The following is an 18,844-nucleotide window of genomic DNA, read 5'->3' as shown; positions in this document are numbered from 1 at the left end:
ACACGGAGTTTCCATGAATCAATCAATGTTCATTGTCTGGCGCGAAAGCGTCGAGGCGCTGCTGGTGATCGGCATTCTCCAGGCCTGGGTCAGCCAGCAGCATCAAGGTGATCGACTGGCGAAGTACTTGTGGGCCGGCGTCGTGCTGGGGTTGATGCTGTCGGGGCTGCTGGCGGTGTTGATTCTGTTTGCCGGTGAGGCCATGAGCGGCTCGGCCAGTGAATGGTTCCAGGCCGCACTCGCGCTGGTGGCCAGCCTGCTGATCGTGCAAATGGTCGGCTGGATGCACCGTCACGGGCGCACGCTCAAGCACGATTTGCAACGACACGCCGATAGCCACCTGGCCCGGCAAGGTGGCGCAGGTCTGTTACTGCTGGCCATGCTCGCCGTCAGCCGCGAAGGCAGTGAAACGGTGGTCTTTCTCTATGGCGCCGGCGCGCAGTTGCGAGGCCCGCAGCTCGGTTTGTTTGCCATCGGCGGCGCAATGGGACTGGTGCTGTCCGCGCTGACCATTGCCCTGCTGCACAGCAGTCGCCGGTTCATCTCGTGGCAGCGATTCTTTGCCATCAGCGAAGCTGTTTTGCTGGTACTCGGCGCGGCATTGCTGGTCAGCGGCACCGAGCGAGTCGGCGGCCAATTACTCGCCCTGGATTTACCGGAGGTGATGTACAGCCTCGTGGGTGATGCGCTTTGGGACAGCAGTGCCTTGCTCAGCGACAGCCATGGATTGGGTGGTTTTCTCGCAGGTTTTGCCGGTTATCGTGCGACGCCCAGCAGCATGACGTTATTGGTGCTGGCCGGTTATTGGCTGGCCGTCGGCGGTTGGCTGCGTCAACGGGCTACGGAAAAAGTCCCATGCCTGAGCTGAGTCGCCACAATCAATGGCTGCAGCGTCTGGGCGACGGCATGCGTCGCCATGCGCCCCTCATTCGTGCCGTGCAGTGGGTCGTTGTGTTGTTCTACGCGTTGCTGTTGGTGATCCCGGCAGTGTTGCCGCTGCCGGACAGCCAGGCACGGCTGCTCGATAACCTGACCCTGTCCGCGCAGTTTTTGTTCTGGGGCGTTTGGTGGCCATTCGTGCTGCTGTCGATCGTGCTGTTCGGCCGACTCTGGTGTGGCGTTCTCTGTCCGGAAGGCTCACTCAGCGAATGGGCCAGCCATTATGGCAAAGGTTTGGGTGTGCCGCGCTGGTTGCGCTGGGGCGGCTGGCCAACCCTCGCGTTTTGCCTCACGACCGTCTACGGCCAGTTGATCAGCGTCTATGACTACGCCCAGGCGGCGCTGTTGATTCTGGGCGGCTCGACCGTCGCCGCGGTCGTCGTCGGGTTGCTGTTCGCCCGGGGCAAGCGGGTCTGGTGCCGTTACCTGTGCCCGGTCAGCGGCGTCTTCGCCCTGCTCGCCCGCCTGGCGCCCGTGCACTTTCAGGTAGACGAACAACGCTGGATGGAAAACTCCGCACCTCGCCTGCCGCCGCCCAACTGCGCGCCCTTGCTCGATATCCGTCGCATGCAAGGCGCCAGTGACTGTCACGCCTGCGGACGTTGCAGCGGCCAACGCGGCGCCGTTCAACTGATTGCCCGTTCCAGCAACCAAGAGATTCTTCACGCAACGGCGCAAACGCTTTCACCGTGGGACGCGCGCCTATTGCTGTTTGGTGTGATCGGCCTGGCCATGGGCGCCTTTCAGTGGACGGTCAGCCCATGGTTCGTCGCCCTCAAACAAACCCTCGCCCAATGGCTAGTCGAGCACGACCAACTCTGGGCATTGCAGGACAACGCGCCCTGGTGGCTGCTGACCCATTACCCGCAGCTCAACGACAGCTTCAGCTGGCTCGACGGTTTCAGCATCGTCGTCTATCTGGGTTTGAGTTCGATGGTGTTGGGCACTGCGCTGATGATCCTTCTGCGCCTGACGGCTCGACTGGCGCAAGATCCTGCACTGTATTGGCCCCTGGCGCTGACACTCACGCCCCTGGGTGGTGCGGGATTGTTTCTCGGGCTGTCGGCCACAACGGTGAAATTGCTGCGCTACGAAGGTCTGTTGCTGGAGTGGGTACAACCGGCCAGGGCCTGTTTGTTATTGGCCACGATGGGATGGAGCCTGCTGCTGGGATGGAAACGGCTGGACCGCGAAGGCCTTTCCCAGGTTCGTCGCTGCGCTGGCAGCACTTGCCTGTCACTCGCCATCGGCTTGGTAGGGTTCGGCTGGTGGTTGCTGTTCTGGGGCTGGGCCTGAGCCCCCGACACAACCACCCACCGGATCGACTAGACCTTAAAACGCGCCACCGTCTGGTGCAGCGCCCCGGCCATCTGCGCTAAATCGTGACCCGCCGTGTGAGTATGCTGAGCGCCGAGCAAGACCTGCTCGGACAAGTTTCGAATCCCCATCAGATTGCGATCCACCTCACGCGCCACCAATGCCTGCTCCTCCGTGGCGCTGGCAATCATCAGGTTGCGCTCGTTGATCTGCGAGATCGACCGGGTGATTTCATCCAGTGCATCGCCCGAGCGTTGCGCCACTTCCAGGGTGGCCCGCACCAGGTTGCTGCTGCTTTGCATGGCGGTCACCGCATGGCCGGTATCGAGACGAATGTTGCCAATCATCTGCTCGATCTCCTGGGTGGACTCTTGAGTGCGATGCGCCAGGGCGCGCACTTCATCGGCGACCACGGCAAAACCGCGTCCGGCATCCCCCGCCCGCGCCGCTTCAATCGCCGCGTTGAGGGCCAGCAAATTGGTTTGCTCGGCGATGCTGCGAATCACGTCCAGCACCTTGCTGATGTCCTGCACCCGGCCCGCCAGTTGCTCGATGCGTTGTGAGGTGTCGGTGACGCCATCGGCCAGTGCGCCGATTGAAACCACGGTTTCCTGAACCTGTTCACGCCCGCGCTGCGCGGTTTGTTCGGACTGCCGCGAGGCCTCGGAGGTGCTGACCGCATTGCGCGCCACTTCATCGACTGCTGCGGTCATCTGGTTCACTGCGGTGGCTGCTTGCTCGATCTCCAGCCCCTGCAATTGCAGGTTACTGCTGGTCTGGCTGCTGACCGCGCTCAGTTCTTCGGAGGAGCTGGCCACCTGGTCCACCGAGGTCGCGATGTGCCTGACCATGGCATTCAGACTTTGCTGCATCTGATGCATGTTCATCATCACGCTGCCGCCGACACTCGAGTTCACGGGCACCTGAATCGTCAGGTCGCCTAGAGCAATTTGACTCAAAAACCGTGCGGCATCATCCGGCTCGCCACCCAATGGACGGGTCACACTGCGCGTGACGACTACCGCCGCGGCAATGACCAGCGCCACACAGAACAAAAACAACCCGAACATATTGCGCCGGGCATCGCTGTACAGTGCCTGCGCCGCCTGTTCACGGTCGGCGAATATTTTGCCTTGGAGCGCCATCAACTGATCCAGGCTGGCATAAACCTCGCGTTCGGCCGGCACGACCTTTTGTTTCAGCTGTGCCATGGCGTCATCGAAGGCCCCTTGCCGGATCAACACCTGCACTTGAGTGAACGCCGCAACGTAGGCTTCGCGATTCTTTTTCAGCGCGGCGTAAGCGGTTTTGCCCTCAGGCAAGTAGAACAGCGGCTCAAGCGTTTCGAGCGCCTGAGTGATCCGCTTCTTGGTGGCATCGATCGACTGCTGCACTTGCTGATTGTCTTTATCGATCAGTAGATCCCGTGTGTTCCTGGCGTTATCGCGCACGCCGGTGGCGATGACCATGATCGGATCGATCTTCGGCCAGTCCTGTTTGACGATCACCACCGCCTGTTCCTTGAGCGTTGCCAGATCGTGCAACGCGTAAAACGCCATGCCCATCAATGCCAACGGCGCGATGGCAAAGCCGATGACGATCCGTTGTGCTGTGGTTAATTTGGCCATATCAAATGCTCCCCGTTTGATACCTGCCGATTGGCAGCGCATTTGAAAACCTAATGATGGATGTCCCTGTTAAACGTTAAACCTCAGCCTCGGTTACCCCCGTAACACGAAGGCTGGAAACAACTCGCGCATGGCCTCCCACAGCTCAGGTAGCAAGGCTTGTGCCGAAACGCTGGGCAACAGCGGATCGAACATCCGCTCGGTGCGAACCAACTGCACGGCGAAGCGTTTGACGCCGAGTTCGCTCAAGCGCTTGGCGAGGATCAGCAGACGCGCCGGCTCGAACAGATGCCAATGCACCGTGGTGCGACATTCGTAGTCGACACCGCTGGCCAGCAGATACTCAAGACTGCGCCAGTTAGCGGTTCCGCTGCCCTCGACCCGAGTGATCGCCTGGCAATCCTCGGGCAACGCCTTGACATCGAAACCGACCCAATCGGCCCCGGTCAGCGCCTTGGCGAACGCGGCGGGCTTGATGCCGGCGCTGTGCAAACCGATGCGAAATCCCATCGCCCGCACCTCATCCATGGCACCGAGCAAACCGTCCTGCAAGGTCGGCTCGCCGCCACTGAACACCACCGCATCGAGCAGGTCCTGACGCCGTTGCAGAAACGCCAACACCCGCCGCCAATCCACTTCGTCTGTGCCACGAGGCGGGATCAACTGCGGGTTATGGCAGTAACGACAACGCCAGGCGCAACCCTGGCAAAACAGCACGCAGGCGAGCTGTCCCGGATAGTCGATAGTGGTCAGGGGCACCATGCCCCCGACCCGAAGCGTTCGACTCATTGGCGCCCGGCCAGCGCCGCGCTTTCAGTGAAGTGCACCCGCTCGCGGTGCTCCGACTGTTTGCCCGGATTGAACGCCGACACAGGGCGGTGATAGCCCATTACCCGAGTCCAGACTTCGCAGCGTTGACGTTGAGCCTGGGGCAATGTTTGCGATGCAGTCATGGTGTAGCTCCTTGCAGTTGAGTGGATCGAAATCAATGAACGGTGCCGAGCTTCTGTTCTTGCAGCAGCAGTGCTTCGTCGCACTTGGGGCAGAACTCATGCTCGCCATCGAGGTAGCCGTGCACCGGGCAGATGGAGAATGTCGGGGTCACGGTCAGGTACGGCAGGCGGAAGCGGCCAAGGGCTTTGCGCACCAGTTGCTTACAGGCTTCGGTCGAAGAAATCCGCTCGGCCATGTACAGGTGCAAGACCGTGCCGCCGGTGTATTTGCATTGCAACTCGTCTTGAAGTTCCAGCGCCTCGAAAGGGTCTTCGGTGTAGCCCACGGGCAATTGCGAGGAGTTGGTGTAATACGGCGCTTGCACGCTGCCAGCCTGGAGAATGTCGGGGTAGCGCTTGAGGTCTTCCTTGGCGAAGCGGTAGGTCGTGCCCTCGGCCGGCGTCGCTTCCAGGTTGTACATGTGGCCGGTTTCTTCCTGGAAACGCAGCAACGTGGCGCGCACATGATCGAGCATCTTCAGGGCAAACTGCCGGCCGAGCTCGGTGTGCATACCCTCCTCGTCGCCGGTGAAATTGCGCAGCATTTCATGCATGCCGTTGAGGCCGATGGTGGAGAAGTGGTTGCGCAGGGTTCCGAGGTAGCGCTTGGTGTATGGGTACAAACCGGCATCCATGTGGTGCTGAATGACTTTGCGCTTGACCTCCAGGCTTTCCATCGCCAGTTCCATCAGCGTGTCCAGGCGTTGCAGCAAACCGCTGGTATCCCCCTTGAACACATAGCCGAGCCGCGCGCAGTTGATGGTGACGACGCCGAGCGAACCCGTCTGCTCCGCCGAGCCGAACAAACCGCCGCCACGCTTGAGCAACTCGCGGACATCCAGTTGCAAACGGCAGCACATCGAGCGCACCTGATTGGGTTGCAGGTCCGAATTGAGGAAATTCTGGAAGTACGGCAGGCCGTAACGCGCGGTCATCTCGAACAGGCGGTCGGCGTTTTCACTGTCCCACGGAAAATCGTGGGTGATGTTGTAGGTCGGGATCGGAAAGGTGAACACCCGCCCTTTTGCATCGCCGGCCTGCATCACCTCGATATAGGCGCGGTTGAGCAGCTCCATTTCGACTTGCAGGTCGCCATAGGCAAACGGCATTTCCTCACCACCGATGACGGGTATCTGCTCACGCAAATCCTGCGGGCACACCCAGTCGAAGGTCAGGTTGGTGAATGGCGTCTGGGTGCCCCAGCGCGAGGGCACGTTGAGGTTGTAGATGAACTCCTGGATCGCCTGGCGCACCTCTTGAAAACTCAGCTGATCCTTGCGCACATAGGGCGCCAGGTAGGTGTCGAACGAGCTGAACGCCTGGGCGCCGGCCCATTCGTTTTGCAGGGTGCCGAGGAAATTCACCATTTGCCCCAGGGCACTGCTCAAGTGCTTCGGCGGACCGGCTTCGACTCGCCCGGGCACACCGTTGAGCCCTTCGTGCAACAGGGTGCGCAACGACCAGCCGGCGCAGTAACCGGCGAGCATGTCCAGGTCATGCACATGCAAATCCGCCTCGCGGTGAGCCTGGCCGATGGCCTCGCTGTACACCTCGTCCAGCCAGTAGTTGGCGGTGACCTTGCCCGACACGTTGAGCACCAGACCGCCAAGGGAATATCCCTGGTTAGCGTTGGCCTGGACCCGCCAGTCTTCTCGGTCCAGGTATTCGTTCATCGAGGTCGCCACCTCGACCATGGTCCGCCGATCGCGGCGCAAACGACCGTGCTGTTCGCGGTAGACGATGTAGGCGCGCATGGCGAGGAAAAAACCGGCGTCCATCAACACCCGTTCAACACGGTCCTGGATTTGCTCGACATGCAGCCTCGGCACCCCTTCGAGCCTGGCCAATACCGCGTTCAGCAAGCCTTCAACCTCAACCTCGCCGTACTCCCCTGTCGCCTTGCCGGCGGCGATCAATGCCTGACGGATTTTGTCGGCATCGAAGGCGACCTGACTGCCATCGCGTTTGTGCAAGCGGTTACATCCTACTGCGATCAGCGTGCTCTGCATTTGGCCTCCAGACACTACATATAGACTTAATAAAACTTAAAACCACAACATGCAGTGAAGGCTACGGACAAAGTGCTGTTCTGCAATTGATCGATATCAAGATTTGCCGGCGAAAAAAAACCGCCCGGAGACGGCAAAGGGAAACTGTTGGTAAGCCGGGGTAAACACTCTGATCTGAAATCCACCCCTCACCCTAACCCTCTCCCCAAGGGGGCGAGGGGACTGACCGAGTTGTTCTTAGAGTTACATCGACCTGAGAGCCCGAGTCGAACTCAGGCTCGAAAAGCATGAAGATCGGCCCCCTTTCCCCCTCGCCCCTCTGGGGAGAGGGCTGGGGTGAGGGGTGGATTTCGGATCAGCCCCCCCAAAATCAACCACCACTCATATTCATGAACCGCACAATCTGCACCTCCCCGTCGGGGCTGAAATCGTGGCGCAGTGGCTTGCCGCGCAAAGCCTTCTGCACCGCATTGATCACCGGTTGGTCATCCAGCGGATAACGCCGCAGCAATCCTCTTAAATCCAGGGAATCGTCCTGGCCCAGACACAGCAACAACTTCCCTTCAACCGTCATCCGCACCCGATTACAGCTGCCACAAAAGTTGTGGCTGTTGGGTGAAATGAAGCCGATCCGGGTCTCGGGATGGCGTTCCAGGCGCACATAACGCGCCGGTCCGCCGCTGTTTTCGGTGCTGTCGAGCAATCGATGCTGGCTGGCGATCAGTGTGCGCACTTCGTCGCTGGAACAGAACGTTTCGCCACGGGAGCGGCCGACGTCGCCCAAGGGCATTTCTTCGATGAAGCTGATATCGATGCGCTGATCAATCGCGTATTGCACCAATCCCAGGACTTCATCGAAGTTGCGCCCCTTCATCACCACGCAGTTCAGTTTGACTCGCTCGAACCCTGCGTCCCGCGCCGCTTCAATGCCATTGAGCACCTGGTCGAGATCGCCGTTACGGGTGATCGCCCGAAACTTCTGCCCGTCCAGGCTATCGAGGCTGATGTTCATCCGCTTGACCCCGGCGTCGACCAACGGCCGGGCCAGACGGCCCAGTTGCGAGCCGTTGCTGGTCATCACCAGTTCGCGCAAACCGGGCAAGGCGGCGATGTTGCGGCACAGTCCGACAATGCCGGGCCGGATCAGCGGCTCGCCACCGGTCAGACGAATTTTGCGTACGCCCAGGCCAACGAACAGTGTCGCCAAACGCTGCAATTCCTCCAGCGTGAGCACCTGCTGACGCGGCAGGAACGTCATGTTTTTCGCCATGCAATACACACAGCGAAAATCACAGCGGTCCGTCACCGACATCCGCAGATAATCGATCTGCCGCCCAAAACCATCCTGCATCACAGCGTTCATCACTTCTCCCGGTTTGCCCAAGGCTCACTGCACCAGCGGTGAGTCGGCGCCCTGCAAGTGGATACCACGAATATCGGCTGCACCAATCAGGGTTTGCAGGTACTGCACCAGCGCTTTCTGCCAGACGCCTTGCTGCAACTGCGTACGGATCGCCGTCGACACCACTTCATAGGGCAACGGCATGCCTTCGATTCGCTGATCGACACTGATCACATGCCAGCCGTAGCGACTTTCCAGCGGTTTGCTGGCCAGGCCCGGTGCCAGGGTGAACAGCTGACGCTCCAGCTCGGGCACGGTCTGGCCCTTGCTGATCTGCCCCAAAGAACCACCCTGAGCCTTCGACGGGCAGGCGGAATATTTCACGGCCAGCTCGGCGAAACTGCCGGGGAATTCATCCAGTTGCGCCAGCAGGACTTCCGCCTGGCCATGCGCAAGCTCCCGGGCCTCGACATCGTCCGGCGCGCACTCGAGCAAGATGTGCCGCACCGCCAGCAACGGCGCGCTGTGGAAGCGCCCGCGATTGTTTTCGTAGTACCGCAGACTCGACTCCTCGTCGCACTGCGGCACTTTCACCTCACGTTCGAGCAGCAAGCGCGTGGCCGCTTCTTCTTCGTTTTCACCGGCGCCGATTTCCAGCGCCACCCCGAGTTCGGTGATGCGCTGCTGCAACAACTCGCGGATCACCAGCGCACGGGCGGCCAGATACACCGCCTCCTCGCGGCTTTCGGCCGGGTGATATTGCAGCTCCTGGGCCATCGCTTCCGGGGTGATCGACACCTCGTTGACGCTGATGATCGGCCACTCCTGCTCACTGCTGGCGATCAACTGCGCCGGGGCGCCATCGGCCGCCGCAGGTTCAACCGGCAGTGCTTCAAACTGCGCCGCTGCGACCGGCGCGATGTCGAGAACAGCCTCCGCTTTTTTTGAAGAACCGCAGCCACCGCTGCCCCCGTTACCGCCACCACATCCACATCCACCTGACATGATTTTCTCCTCAGTACTTCTGACGAACGATTTGATAACGACGCCCCAGGTACCAGATCGGTGCGCTGATCATGTGTACGAGACGGGTGAAGGGGAACAGCACAAACAGGGTCAAACCGAGAAACACATGCATCTTGTAGATCAGTCCGACCGGCGCGATGGCCGCCGCCGCTTCCACTGGCCGCAACAGCACGGTGTTCTGCGCCCAATCGGCGAGCATCACCATTACCGAGCCGTCCATGTGTCCGGTGGACGCGACGATGGTCAGCAGACCGAGCAGCAATTGCGCGAGCAGCACCAGCAGAATCAGGATGTCCGAAGGACTGGAGGTGGCGCGGACCCGAGGATCGCTGAGCCGCCGGTTAACCAGCATCAGCAGGCCGATCAGGCACAACAGACCGAAGAGCCCGCCCGAGACCATCGCCAGCAACTGCTTGTTCTCAGTGCTGATCACGTGGTGATAAATCGACGCTGGGGTCAGCAGGCCGACAAAGTGCCCGGCCAGTACGAACAACACACCGATGTGGAAGAAGTTGCTCGCCACGCGCATGCCGCGCTGATTGAGCATCTGGCTGGAGCCCGCCTTCCAGGTGTACTGCGACAGATCGAAGCGCGCCCAGCTGCCAATCAGGCAAATCGCCAGGGCGACGTAGGGATAGACCCCAAACAACAACAGGTTCCATTTAGACATTGTTTGCCTCCTTGGCTGGCACGGCGGCCAGCCCTTCATGCTGAAAATCCACCCAGTGCAACGGTACCGCGCTTTCTTCCCGGGCCTTGCCCGGTGCGCTTGGCAACGAACTGCAACGGTCCTGCTGTTCGGCCTGGAGGAAGTCCACGGCCTCCTCTTCCCAGATCTTGTCCAGGGCTTCGAGGGAGTCGTCGCGAGGTTCCGCCGCGACCTGCGCCCGCAGGTCGGCGACCGCTTGATGCGGCTCGGCCCCGGCAATTTGCAGCAGCGCCCGGAAGCAGCTGGCATAGGCGCTTTCGCGTTCTTCCAGACGTGCCGCGAGCAAGGCCAGCAAGTGCGAAACATCCGCCAGGCCCTCGCGGGCCTCGATGTCTTCGCGGGTGGACAGAAACTCCAGGTACAGCGGGATGTAGTCGGGCAGCTCTTTGACGCCGATGGCAAAACCGGCCTCTTCGTATTGCGCCATCATGTCGACCATCGCCTGGCCACGGTCGCGGGATTCACCGTGCACATGCTCGAACAACAGCAGCGACAGCGAGCGCCCCCGACCGAACAGCGCACCGTAGTGCTCCTGCCCGTCCATCAGGTCATTGCCGCAGATCAGCTCGAGCAATTCGAACAACGCACCGCGCTGCGTCGGGCTGATTTCCCGCGACTGGATGATCGCTTGCTCCAGTTCGTCGCGACCGCCAATCAGTGTCTCGGTCGGGTAATCGAGCAGCAGCGAAATCACTTTGAGAATTTGCATGCTCATTCCTCCCACAACTGGACGGTTTTCAAGATGTCGCGGCGGTTGGCCTTCTTGGCGCCGAACATGTTGGTGTCGGAACTGCCGCTGCAGCCGCTGCCGAAACTGAAGCCACACCCGGAACGTTCGGCGAAGGCGTCGCTCATGGCGTCTTCACGGTGGGCACTCGGCACCACGAAACGGTCTTCGTAGTTGGCAATCGCCAGGTAGCGATACATCTCCTCGACCTGGGCCACGCTCAGGCCGACATCCGCCAGCACTTGCAGGTCCTGAACGCCGTCGACTTGCTCGGAACGTTTGTAGGCGCGCATCGCCAGCAAGCGTTTAAGCGCACGCTTGACCGGTTTTTCATCGCCAGCGGTCAGCAGGTTGGCCAGGTACTTCAGTGGAATACGCAGGCTGTCGACATCCGGGATGACTCCGTTCATACCGACGGTGCCGGCAGTGGCAGCGTTCTGGATCGGCGACAGTGGCGGTACGTACCAAACCATCGGCAAGGTGCGGTATTCCGGGTGCAGCGGCAGTGCGAGTTTCCAGTCCACGGCCATTTTGTAGACCGGCGAACGTTGGGCTGAATCGATCACCGACTGCGGTACGCCATCGGCCAGCGCCTGACGAATCACCGCCGGGTCGTTCGGATCGAGGAAGATCTCCAGTTGTTTCTCGTACAGGTCCTGCTCATTGGCGGTGCTCGCCACTTCGCTGATGCGGTCGGCGTCATACAGCAACACACCGAGGTAGCGGATGCGCCCGACGCAGGTTTCCGCGCAAACGGTCGGCATCCCGGCTTCGATACGTGGGTAGCAGAAAATGCATTTCTCGGACTTGCCGCTCTTCCAGTTGAAATAGATCTTCTTGTACGGGCAGCCGCTGATGCACATCCGCCAGCCACGGCATTTCTCCTGGTCAATCAGGACGATGCCGTCTTCTTCACGCTTGTAGATCGCCCCGCTCGGGCAAGCCGCGGCGCACGTCGGGTTGAGGCAGTGCTCACACAGACGCGGCAAATACATCATGAAGGTGTTTTCGTACTCGCCGTAAATGTCCGCCTGGATCTTGTCGAAGTTCTTGTCCTTGCGACGCTTGGCGAACTCGGTGCCGAGGATTTCTTCCCAGTTTGGGCCCCACTCGATTTTCTCCATGCGTTTGCCGGAGATCAGCGAACGCGGACGCGCGGTGGGCTGATGCTCGCCCAGCGGCGCGGTGTGCAGGTGCTGGTAATCGAAGTCGAACGGCTCGTAGTAGTCGTCGAGGCTCGGCAGGTCCGGGTTGGCGAAAATGTTCGCCAACACGCGGAATTTACCGCCGATGCGCGGGTTGATCGTGCCGTTGGCATTGCGGATCCAGCCACCCTTCCACTTGTCCTGGTTTTCCCATTCTTTCGGGTAGCCGATCCCGGGTTTCGATTCAACGTTGTTGAACCAGGCGTATTCCATGCCTTCGCGGCTGGTCCAGACGTTTTTGCAGGTGATTGAACAGGTGTGGCAACCGATGCATTTGTCCAGGTTCAGAACCATGCCGATTTGTGAGCGAATCTTCATCTCAGTTCTCCTCAATATCGGACGGCAGTGGACGCGGCAGGTCATCACCGGATGAACCATCGAGCCAGTCGACTTTGGACATTTTGCGCACCACGACGAATTCGTCGCGGTTGCAACCGACGGTGCCGTAATAGTTGAAACCGTAGGCCTGCTGGGCATAGCCGCCGATCATGTGGGTCGGCTTGAGCACCACCCGGGTAACCGAGTTGTGATGGCCGCCACGGGTCTTGGTGGTTTCCGAGCCGGGCACGTTCACGATCCGTTCCTGAGCGTGGTACATCATCACCATGCCGTCCTTGACCCGTTGGCTGACCACCGCACGGGCGGTCAGTGCACCGTTGATGTTGAAGCACTCGATCCAGTCGTTGTCCTCGATACCGGCGCGTTTCGCGTCGTTCTCCGAGAGCCACACAATCGGCCCGCCACGGCTGAGGGTGAGCATCAGCAGGTTGTCGCTGTAGGTGCTGTGGATGCCCCATTTCTGGTGCGGGGTGATCCAGTTCAGGACGATTTCAATCTCGCCGTTGCTGCGCTTGCCTTTCACCCCTTCGATGGTGCGGGTGTTGACCGGCGGCCGATAACTCATCAGTTGCTCGCCGAACGCCTGCATCCACGGGTGATCCTGGTAGAACTGCTGGCGACCGGTGATGGTGCGCCATGGAATCCCTTCGTGAACGTTGGTGTAACCGGCGTTGTAGCTGACGTGATCGTCTTCGAGACCCGACCAGGTCGGGCTGGAAATAATCTTGCGCGGCTGTGCCTGAATGTCGCGGAAGCGAATCGCCTCGTGGGCCTTGGACAGCGCCAGGTGGCTGTGGTCGATGCCGGTGAATTCCGACAGCGCGGCCCAGGCCTTGACGGCAACCTGGCCGTTGGTTTCCGGCGCCAGCGACAGAATCACTTCAGCGGCGTCGATCGCCGTGTCGATTTTCGGCCGACCCTGGCTGATACCGGCATCGCCTTCTTTGTGATTGAGTTCACCGAGGAATTTCACTTCGTCTTCGGTGTTCCAGTTGATGCCTTTGCCGCCGTTGCCGTTTTTCTCCAGCAATGGCCCGAGGGACGAGAACTGTTTGTAGATGTTCGGGTAATCACGCTCCACCACATGCAGGTTCGGCGCGTTCTTGCCCGGCTCCGGTGCGACGCCGGCGCTTTTCCAGTCAGTGCCGCCAAACGGTTGAGCCAGTTCGCCGACGCTGTCGTGCATCAACGGGATGGTTACCAGGTCCTTTTCAACGCCCAGGTGCCCTTCGGACATTTTCGAAAATGCCTTGGCGATGCCTTTGTAGATTTCCCAATCGGAACGCGATTCCCATGCCGGGTCGATGGCGGCCGACAACGGGTGAATGAACGGGTGCATGTCCGAGGTGTTCATGTCGTCTTTTTCGTACCAGGTTGCCGTCGGCAACACGATGTCGGAATAGACGCAGGTCGAGGACATGCGGAAGTCCAGCGTGGTGACCAGATCGAGCTTGCCGATGGCGCCCTCGTCCACCCATTCGGCTTCTTCAGGTTTGCAGTCGCCGACTTGGCCGATGTCTTCGTTCATCACCCCGTTTTTGGTGCCCAGCAGGTACTTGAGCATGTACTCGTGGCCCTTGCCCGAGGAGCCCAGCAGGTTGGAACGCCAGATGAACATGTTGCGCGGGAAGTTGACCGGGCTGTCCGGCTGTTCGCAGGAGAAGCGCAGCGAGCCGTCTTGCAACGACTTGACCACGTAGTCTTTCGGGTCCATGCCGGCCGCAGCCGCGTCGCGGCAAATGTGCAGAGGGTTGGTGTTGAGTTGCGGTGCGCTGGGCAACCAGCCGGCGCGTTCGGCGCGGATGTTGTAATCCAGCGCATGCTCAGGGAATTGTGATTTATCGGCCAATGGCGAGAGCACGTCGTGCATGCTCATCTTCTCGTGACGCCATTGCGAACTGTGGGCGTAGAAGAAGCTGGTGCCGTTCATTTGGCGAGGCGGACGGTTCCAGTCCAGGCCGAACGCCAATGGCAGCCAGCCGCATTGCGGACGGAGTTTTTCCTGACCGACGTAATGCGCCCAACCGCCACCGGTCTGACCGACACACCCGCAGAGCATGAGCATGTTGATCAGCCCGCGGTAGTTCATGTCCATGTGGTACCAGTGGTTCATGGCCGCGCCGACGATGATCATCGAGCGACCCTTGGTCTTGTCGGCGTTGTCGGCGAACTCACGGGCAATCTGGATGGCTTTCTCACGGCTGACGCCGGTGATCTGCTCCTGCCACGCCGGGGTGCCAGGCACGGAAGCGTCGTCGTAATCCTTGGCCACGTTTTCGCCGCCGAGACCGCGATCGATCGCCAGGTTGGCGGCCGACAGGTCGAACACGGTCGCCACTTTGGCCACGCTGCCGTCAGCCAGCACCACGTTATGCACCGGCACGCGGCGGTATTGCACGGCATCGCCGGCCACGTGCTGGAAGTGCTCGTGGGACTCGCCGGCAAAATACGGGAACGCCACTTCGGCAACGTCATCACCGATCAGGCTCAGTTTCAGATCGATCTCACGGCCTTCGCCGCCTTCACGGGGCAGGATGTTCCACTTGCCCTTCTCGCCCCAGCGATAACCGATGGAACCCTGAGGGGAGACCAGTTCGCCGCTGACATCGAGGGCGATGGTTTTCCATTCCGGGTTGTTTTCCTGGCCGAGGTTGTCGGTCAGGTCACTGGCACGCAGGAAGCGGTCCGGCTGATACCCGGCGCCCGGGGTCTTGTCGACCATTTGCTTGAGCAGCACCAGCACCGGCAAATCGGTGAAGCGCTTGGCGTAGTCGGTGAAATAGGCGCTCGGTTTGTCCAGGTGGAATTCTTTGAAGATCACATGGTTGAACGCCTGGGCCAGCGCCGCATCGGTGCCTTGTTTAGGGTTCAGCCACAGGTCGGTGAGCTTGGCGACTTCCGAGTAATCCGGGGTGATCGCGACCGTCTTGGTGCCCTTGTAACGGACCTCGGTGAAGAAGTGCGCGTCGGGGGTACGGGTCTGCGGGACGTTGGAGCCCCAGGCAATGATGTAGTTGGAGTTGTACCAGTCGGCCGATTCCGGCACGTCGGTCTGCTCGCCCCAGACCATCGGCGAGGCCGGTGGCAAGTCGCAGTACCAGTCGTAGAAACTCAGGCAGGCGCCGCCGATCAGCGACAGATAACGCGAGCCTGCGGCATAACTGACCATCGACATGGCCGGGATCGGCGAGAAGCCGACGATCCGGTCAGGGCCGTATTGCTTGATCGTATAGACGTTGGCGGCGGCGATGATCTCGTTCACCTCCTCCCAGTTGGAGCGAATGAAGCCGCCCATGCCGCGTTTGCTTTTATAGGAGTCGGCCTTGGCCTTGTCCTCGACGATGCTGGCCCAGGCTTCGACCGGCGCCATGGTCTGCCGCGCATCGCGCCAGAGCTTGAGCAACGGCTTGCGGATTTTCGGGTACTTGAGCCGGTTGGCGCTGTAGATGTACCAGCTGTAACTGGCACCACGCGGGCAGCCACGGGGCTCATGGTTTGGCAGATCGTTACGGGTACGCGGGTAGTCGGTCTGCTGGGTTTCCCAGGTAATCAGGCCGTTCTTGACGTAGATTTTCCACGAGCAGGAACCGGTGCAGTTCACCCCGTGGGTGGACCGCACAATCTTGTCGTACTGCCAGCGCGAACGGTAGACGTTCTCCCAGTCGCGAGACTCTTTGCGGGTCTCTCCATGACCGTCGGAAAACTCGTTTTGCTTACGGTTGAAAAACCGCAATTGATCCAGTAAATGACTCACGGTGTAGTCCTCTCAGGCTTTGTCGCGGAGTCTGTGCCCCGCCCACGCAATGGTTGGATTCGGCTCGATTAGCAGGGTGTCGCGGCGCCTTTGCGCGCGTACCACCACCACGTCACGACGATGCAGCTCAGGTAAAAGCCGACGAACATGTAGAAGGCCATCTCCGGGCCGCCGGTCTGGGCCATCGAAGTGCCGAAGGATTTGGGAATGAAGAACGCACCGAAGGCGCCCATGGCCGAGCTGAAGCCCAGGACCGCGGCGGACTCTTTGCCGGCATTCTTCAGCGCTTGTTCGCGCACGGCGGGTGGTTTGCCGGCCGAGGCTTTTTCGTGCTGGGTGCGGAAGATCACCGGGATCATGCGGAAGGTGGAGCCGTTGCCCACACCAGTAGTGATGAACAGCAACATGAACATGCCGAGGAAGCCGTAGAAGTTGCCGCCGGTACCGTTCTGCGGCAGAAAGTGCAGCACCCCGAAGACCATCACGATCATCAGCACGAAGTTCCACAAGGTCACTTTCGCGCCGCCGAGCTTGTCCGCCAGCCAGCCGCCCAATGGGCGTACCAGCGCGCCAACCAATGGGCCGAGGAAGGCGAATTTCAACGCGATGACATCAGGGAACGAGGTTTTGATCAGCAGCGGAAACGCGGCGGAGAAACCGATGAACGAACCGAAGGTCGCCAGGTACAACCAGCACATCAGCCAGTTGTGTTTGCGTTTGAAGATGACGGCCTGCTCGCTGAAAGAAGCGCGGGCACTGGACAGGTCATTCATGCCGAACCAGGCGAGCACCGTCACCAGGACAATAAAAGGCACCCAGATGAAGCCGGCGTTCTGCAACCACAACTGGCCGCCGTCCGGCAGTGCTTGCGGCGAGCCGCCCATGAAGCCGAACACACCGAAGGTAATCACCAGCGGCACACAGAACTGCATCACCGAGACGCCCAGGTTACCCAGCCCGGCGTTGAGGCCAAGGGCTGTGCCCTGCTGCGACTTGGGATAGAAGAAGCTGATGTTGGACATGCTCGAGGCGAAGTTGCCGCCACCAAAACCGCAGAGCAAGGCAATCAACACGAACACGCTGTAGGAGGTGCTCGGGTCCTGCACGGCGAAGCCCATCCAGATCGAGGGCAACAACAGCGACGCGGTGCTCAGGGCCGTCCAGCGACGGCCACCGAAGATCGGCACCATGAAGGAATAGAAGACGCGCAAGGTTGCCCCGGACAGCCCCGGCAACGCCGCCAGCCAGAACAGCTGGTCGGTGGTGAAGCTGAAACCGATGGCGTTCAAGCGCACGATCACCGTGCTCCAGACCATCCACACCGCAAAGGCCAGCAGCAGCGCAGGAATGGAAATCCACAAGTTGCGCGTGGCGGTCTGTTTGCCGCTACGTCCCCAGAATGCTGGGTCCTCGGGGCGCCAGTCATGAATGACCGGGCCTTTGTCAGGCTTTTGCAGAACGGACATGTTCTTCTCCTAGGGCAATGCTGGAAATCGGGATTGGGGTCAGCAGCGGCGCTTTACCCAGCACCGGGCTTTTGCGTATTTCGCTGAAGTACATCCAGGTGAGGGAGACCCAGACCACGCCGTACATCAACATGAAGCAGGAAGAGCGCACGCCGGTGAGGTCCACCAGGGCGCCGAACAGGATCGGCAACACGAAACCGCCCAGGCCACCGGCGAGGCCGACGATGCCGGACACCGCACCCATGTTTTTCGGGTAGTCGTTGGCGATGTACTTGAAGACCGAGGCCTTGCCGAACGCGAAGGCGATGCCCATAACGAACAGCAGCACGGTGAACAGCGCGGGATTGAGGCCAATGTGGAAATCCACCGGGCCATTGATCGTTTGCACTTGCAGTTGGGTCTGGGGATACGAGAGCAGGAACAGGCAGATCCAGCTGACCCACAACACCCACCAGGTCACGCTTTGCGCACCCCAGCGATCCGACATCCAGCCACCGACCGCACGCAGCACGCCACCGGGCAGGGAGAAACAGGCCGCCAGCAGCGCCGCGCTTTGCAGGCTGAAACCGTATTCCTGCACGTAGTATTTGGTCATCCACAGCGCGAGGGCGACATAACCACCGAAGACGATCGAGTAGTACTGGCAGTAGCGCCACACCGCCGGGTCCTTCAGCGAGCTGAGTTGCTCACGCAACGTGGCGCCGGTGGCACTGCGATGGTTCTTGTTTTCAGCGCTGAGGAACCAGAACAACAGCGCAGTAATAAAGAGGATTGCGCTGAAGACTTTCGGCACCAGCTGCCAGCTGCCGGCAGCAATCAACGCCGGGGCGAGAAACTTGGTCACCGCGGCCCCGGCGTTACCGGCGCCGAAGATGCCCATCGCGAAGCCCTGATTCTCTTTGTCGAACCATTTGGCGACGTAGGCGATCCCGACCGAAAACGAGCCGCCGGCCAGGCCGACGAACAAGCCCAGTACCAGGAACTGCCAGTAGGCGGTGGCGTGACTGATCAGGTAAAGCGGCGTGACGCAGGCCAGCATCAGCAGGAAGAACACGCTGCGCCCGCCAAAGCGGTCGGTCAGCAGGCCCAGCGGCAACCGCACCAGCGAGCCGGTCAGGACCGGGGTCGCGGCCAGCAGGCCGAACTGGGTTTCATTGAGCTGGAGAAGGTCCTTGATCGGTACACCGAGCACGGCAAACATCATCCAGACCATGAAACACACGGTGAAGGCCAGCGTGCTCATGCCCAACACCAAGCCTTGTCGTACACGCGGTGGGTTCACAAATGCTCTCCAATCAATTAGCCATGGCGGCAGACTAGAGAGACGAACCCTTCAAAAACTTGATCCATGTCAACGAAGCCCATGGGGGCATAGGCCTATGCTTGCGCGG

14 protein-coding genes and 1 pseudogene are annotated in these 18,844 nt (G+C 60.5%); 2 read left to right on the top strand and 13 right to left on the bottom strand.

What is annotated here, in order from left to right:
• The first annotated feature begins 13 nt into the window (after window positions 1-13).
• On the top strand, window positions 14-868 hold the full coding sequence (locus tag ABH912_RS04370) for an FTR1 family iron permease (protein WP_429509717.1): 855 nt from the start codon (window positions 14-16) through the stop codon (window positions 866-868).
• Complete coding sequence (locus ABH912_RS04365) at window positions 856-2,235, top strand: 4Fe-4S binding protein (protein ID WP_429509716.1); 1,380 nt, start codon at window positions 856-858, stop codon at window positions 2,233-2,235. Before ABH912_RS04370 ends, ABH912_RS04365 begins: the two co-directional genes overlap by 13 nt.
• Before the next feature lie 29 nt (window positions 2,236-2,264).
• Here the strand turns inward: ABH912_RS04365 and ABH912_RS04360 are convergent, their stop codons facing one another.
• The 13 genes and pseudogenes from ABH912_RS04360 to ABH912_RS04300 form a co-directional block, all read right to left on the bottom strand.
• Window positions 2,265-2,969, bottom strand: a complete 705-nt coding sequence (locus ABH912_RS04360) for a methyl-accepting chemotaxis protein (RefSeq protein WP_371918033.1) — start codon at window positions 2,967-2,969, stop codon at window positions 2,265-2,267.
• A gap of 390 nt (window positions 2,970-3,359) precedes the next feature.
• Window positions 3,360-3,884: pseudogene (locus ABH912_RS04355) on the bottom strand (MCP four helix bundle domain-containing protein); the annotation flags it as partial.
• Between the two features lie 93 nt (window positions 3,885-3,977).
• Window positions 3,978-4,673, bottom strand: coding sequence for an anaerobic ribonucleoside-triphosphate reductase activating protein (locus ABH912_RS04350; protein WP_429509715.1), 696 nt, complete (start codon window positions 4,671-4,673; stop codon window positions 3,978-3,980).
• Window positions 4,670-4,837 carry an anaerobic ribonucleoside-triphosphate reductase gene (nrdD, locus tag ABH912_RS04345; RefSeq protein WP_017338867.1) on the bottom strand — a complete coding sequence of 56 codons (168 nt, stop codon included), beginning with the start codon at window positions 4,835-4,837 and terminating at the stop codon, window positions 4,670-4,672. The genes ABH912_RS04350 and nrdD overlap by 4 nt, the downstream gene beginning before the upstream one ends.
• Window positions 4,838-4,869: 32 nt before the next feature.
• Window positions 4,870-6,885: a ribonucleoside triphosphate reductase gene (locus ABH912_RS04340; protein ID WP_033055188.1), complete on the bottom strand. Its 2,016-nt coding sequence runs from the start codon at window positions 6,883-6,885 to the stop codon at window positions 4,870-4,872.
• Between the two features lie 370 nt (window positions 6,886-7,255).
• The gene (gene moaA, locus ABH912_RS04335; RefSeq protein ID WP_429509714.1) at window positions 7,256-8,248 is read right to left on the bottom strand and encodes a GTP 3',8-cyclase MoaA; all 993 of its coding nucleotides are present in this window, start codon (window positions 8,246-8,248) and stop codon (window positions 7,256-7,258) included.
• 24 nt (window positions 8,249-8,272) lie between these two features.
• The gene (locus tag ABH912_RS04330) at window positions 8,273-9,232 is read right to left on the bottom strand and encodes a peptidylprolyl isomerase (protein WP_033059090.1); all 960 of its coding nucleotides are present in this window, start codon (window positions 9,230-9,232) and stop codon (window positions 8,273-8,275) included.
• Window positions 9,233-9,242: 10 nt separating this feature from the next.
• Entirely contained in the window at window positions 9,243-9,923 is a 681-nt protein-coding gene (gene narI, locus ABH912_RS04325; protein ID WP_033059088.1) for a respiratory nitrate reductase subunit gamma, read from the bottom strand.
• Window positions 9,916-10,671 (bottom strand): nitrate reductase molybdenum cofactor assembly chaperone, encoded by a 756-nt coding sequence (gene narJ, locus ABH912_RS04320; RefSeq protein ID WP_033059087.1) that lies wholly within the window; start codon window positions 10,669-10,671, stop codon window positions 9,916-9,918. Before narJ ends, narI begins: the two co-directional genes overlap by 8 nt.
• Before the next feature lie 2 nt (window positions 10,672-10,673).
• The gene (gene narH, locus ABH912_RS04315; protein ID WP_046047388.1) at window positions 10,674-12,212 is read right to left on the bottom strand and encodes a nitrate reductase subunit beta; all 1,539 of its coding nucleotides are present in this window, start codon (window positions 12,210-12,212) and stop codon (window positions 10,674-10,676) included.
• A 1-nt stretch (window position 12,213) separates the two neighbouring features.
• On the bottom strand, window positions 12,214-15,987 hold the full coding sequence (locus tag ABH912_RS04310; protein ID WP_429509713.1) for a nitrate reductase subunit alpha: 3,774 nt from the start codon (window positions 15,985-15,987) through the stop codon (window positions 12,214-12,216).
• 68 nt (window positions 15,988-16,055) lie between these two features.
• Entirely contained in the window at window positions 16,056-17,453 is a 1,398-nt protein-coding gene (locus ABH912_RS04305; RefSeq protein ID WP_033059082.1) for a NarK family nitrate/nitrite MFS transporter, read from the bottom strand.
• A complete protein-coding gene (locus tag ABH912_RS04300; RefSeq protein ID WP_033059080.1) occupies window positions 17,431-18,735 on the bottom strand; it encodes an MFS transporter in 1,305 nt (434 codons plus the stop codon). The genes ABH912_RS04305 and ABH912_RS04300 overlap by 23 nt, the downstream gene beginning before the upstream one ends.
• Window positions 18,736-18,844 lie beyond the last annotated feature (109 nt).

The sequence above is a fragment of the Pseudomonas sp. BT76 TE3572 genome, from assembly GCF_050435365.1.
Lineage (GTDB): Bacteria > Pseudomonadota > Gammaproteobacteria > Pseudomonadales > Pseudomonadaceae > Aquipseudomonas > Aquipseudomonas fluorescens_W.
Note: the sequence above shows the minus strand (reverse complement) of the source record. Positions and strands in the feature narration are given on the sequence as shown.